This window comes from Mesorhizobium silamurunense (assembly GCF_014843825.1).
In the GTDB taxonomy this organism is placed as follows: domain Bacteria; phylum Pseudomonadota; class Alphaproteobacteria; order Rhizobiales; family Rhizobiaceae; genus Mesorhizobium; species Mesorhizobium silamurunense.
The window spans coordinates 1-2675 of sequence record NZ_JHQR01000042.1; the positions used below are offsets into that span (position 1 = coordinate 1).

Annotated in this window: 3 protein-coding genes; 2 read left to right on the top strand and 1 reads right to left on the bottom strand. The window is 67.6% G+C overall.

Annotated features, from left to right (window positions below; all coding sequences use genetic code 11):
- Positions 1-241, bottom strand: a 241-nt coding sequence (locus DH10_RS04095; RefSeq protein ID WP_192384248.1) for a LysR family transcriptional regulator, incomplete at its 3' end; no start/stop codon positions are given.
- A gap of 134 nt (positions 242-375) precedes the next feature.
- Between DH10_RS04095 and DH10_RS04100 the strand changes: the two genes are divergently transcribed.
- Both DH10_RS04100 and DH10_RS04105 read left to right on the top strand, forming a co-directional pair.
- Positions 376-1803, top strand: coding sequence for an MFS transporter (locus tag DH10_RS04100; RefSeq protein WP_246506546.1), 1428 nt, complete (start codon positions 376-378; stop codon positions 1801-1803).
- A gap of 321 nt (positions 1804-2124) precedes the next feature.
- Positions 2125-2675 (top strand): AfsR/SARP family transcriptional regulator (locus DH10_RS04105; RefSeq protein ID WP_425515280.1); only part of this gene is annotated, 551 nt, incomplete at its 3' end.

Genomic DNA, 2675 nt, shown 5'->3' on the forward strand with positions numbered 1-2675 from the left:
TGGCCTCCGCTTCCTTCACCAGCCGGCCGGCTTCCATGCTGAGTTCGATGGCGCGCGGCGTCGGCACCAGACCGCGCCCGGCGCGCACCAAAAGCGGGTCGCCGGTCGCTTCGCGCAGTCTTGCGAGCGCCCGGCTCGTCGCCGAAGGGCTGAGCTTCAGCCGCCGCGCTGCCTTGGCGACGCTGCCTTCGGCAAGCAACACGTCCAGCGTGACGAGCAAGTTGAGATCGGGTCGCGACATGGCGCGATCTTAGCACGGTTCCGCCTTTGTGATATGGCGTTTGATGCACTGATGAAGTGCAAATGCTGCGTATTTCGCCATATCAGGCAGGCGCCTATCTTCCCGGCAGGTTTCACCCGCGCCGGAGAACGACCATGGCCGACATCGCAGATCCACGCACCGCATCAGCAAGCCGCTCGGCAACCGGCGCGCTGGCCAGCCTGTCGCTTGCCATGTTCCTGTCTTCGCTCAGCACCAGCATCGCCAATGTCGCGCTGCCGACGCTGAGCACCGCCTTCGCGGCGTCCTTCCCGGCGGTGCAATGGGTAGTGCTTGCGTATCTGCTTGCCATCACCGCGCTCATCGTCAGCGTCGGGCGGCTGGGCGATCTCGTCGGCCGTCGCTTGCTGCTGGTTGCGGGTCTCGCGCTGTTCAGCGCCGCCTCGCTGGCGGCAGCACTTGCCCCGACCTTGCCGCTGCTGATCGCCGCGCGCGCCGCGCAAGGCCTCGGCGCGGCGGTGATGATGGCACTGACCATTGCCTTCGTCGGCGAGACGGTGCCGAAGGAGCGCACCGGCAGCGCCATGGGCCTGCTCGGCACCATGTCGGCGATCGGCACAGCATTTGGGCCGTCGCTCGGCGGCGTGCTGATAGCCTCCCTCGGCTGGCGTTCGATCTTCCTCGTCAATGCCACGCTCGGCGTCGCGGCCATGCTTGCCGCACGGCGCTTCCTGCCTGCGGGCGAGGCGAGGGAAGATCAGGGCGCGGGGAGGGGACGCGCTCGCTTCGATACGCTCGGGACGATCCTGCTTGCGCTGACGCTCGCCGCCTACGCTCTGGCGATGACTTTTGGGCGCGACGATTTCGGCGGCCTCAACATCGCGTTGCTCGGCGCCGCCGGCCTCGGCGCCGGCCTGTTCCTCTACGCCGAGGGCAAGGTGGCCTCACCCCTGATCAAACCAGCGCTGTTCCGCGACCCGGTGCTGGCGCCGAGCCTTGCCATGAACGCGCTGGTCTCGACGGTGATGATGGCGACGCTTGTGGTCGGACCGTTCTTCCTGTCGCGCGCGCTGGGCTTGAGCGAAGCGCTGGTCGGCGCCGTCCTGTCGATCGGCCCGGTCGTCTCGGCGCTCTGCGGCGTGGTGGCGGGGCGCGTCGTCGACCGCCTCGGCGCGGCGCCGATGATCGTGGTCGGACTGGCGCTGATGGTGATCGGCTGCATTGCCCTTTCGGTGCTGCCGGCGGTGTTCGGCGTCGCTGGTTACGCGGTGGCGATCGTCTTGCTGACGCCCGGCTACCAGCTTTTCCAGGCGGCGAACAACACCGCCGTCATGGCCGATATCGACAGCAACGAGCGTGGCGTGGTGTCGGGCATGCTGAGCCTGTCACGCAATCTCGGCCTGATCACCGGCACGGCGGTGATGGGCGCGGTGTTTGCTTTTGCGGTGGGCACCGGCGAGGTCGGTGGGGCAGCGCCGGAAGCTGTGGCTGGCGGCATGCGCGTCACCTTCGCGGTGGCGGCGGGGCTGGTGGTGGTGGCGATGGGGATTGCGATGGTTGGAGGTTTGCGAAAACCGAAGTGACAGCCAATCTCCCCCCTTGAGGGGACATGGCCGGCAGGCCAGAGGGGGTCGTCTCACGTAGTTGGCCGGCGCCGTCTGGAGTCGCGCAGGGCGCTGGCGCTCCACGCGCGGCGACCCCCTCTGTCGCCTTCGGCGACATCTCCCCCTTGCGAGTCCCTCAAGGGGGGAGATAAGGCGCCGCCAATGTAACCCATCGCACATTCCCCGCTCTCGCCTTGCTGTATCGGCTTCCGTAAATTAGCCGAATTTGATATTGCGGTGCGGTCTTCTCCCGCCACGAGAGAAGCAAGGGGTAATGGCAGTGGAAGGGTGCCCGGCCGCATGACAGTCGGTCCGCATATCGGGCCGCTGAACCTGTGCGTGCTCGGCGATTTCCAGGTGGCACGCGACGGCGCGCTGCTCGACCTGCCGCCGTCACGCAAGACGAGGGCCTTGCTCGCCTATCTCGCCGTCACCGGCAAGGCGCACCAGCGCGAGCGGCTTTGCGAAATCTTCTGGGACATTCCCGACGATCCGCGCGGCGCGCTGCGCTGGAGCTTGTCCAAGATCCGCCAGGTGCTGGGCGAGGACGAATGCGCGCTGGTCGCCGACCGCAACACTGTCGCGCTCAAGGTCGCAACAGACTATGCCCGGCTGCTGCCGCTGCTGAAGGGCGACCTTTCCTTGGCGTCGACGGAAGAACTAGAGGCGGTTGCCGGTTCGATCCGGGGCGATTTCCTCGCCGATCTCTCGCTCGAGCGCTGCTTCGAATACGAGGCCTGGCGCGCGGGCGTCGCCAGCGAGGTCGAGATCGCCGAGCTTGGTATATTGCGCGAGCTGGTCGGACGCCTGGCCGGCGAGCCGAGGCGGGCGCTGCCGCTTGCCCGGCGCCT

Bases quoted from the DNA above. Each gene is read 5' to 3' on its own strand.
- DH10_RS04100 (WP_246506546.1), top strand. From the start codon at position 376: ATGGCCGACATCGCAGATCCACGCACCGCATCAGCAAGCCGCTCGGCA.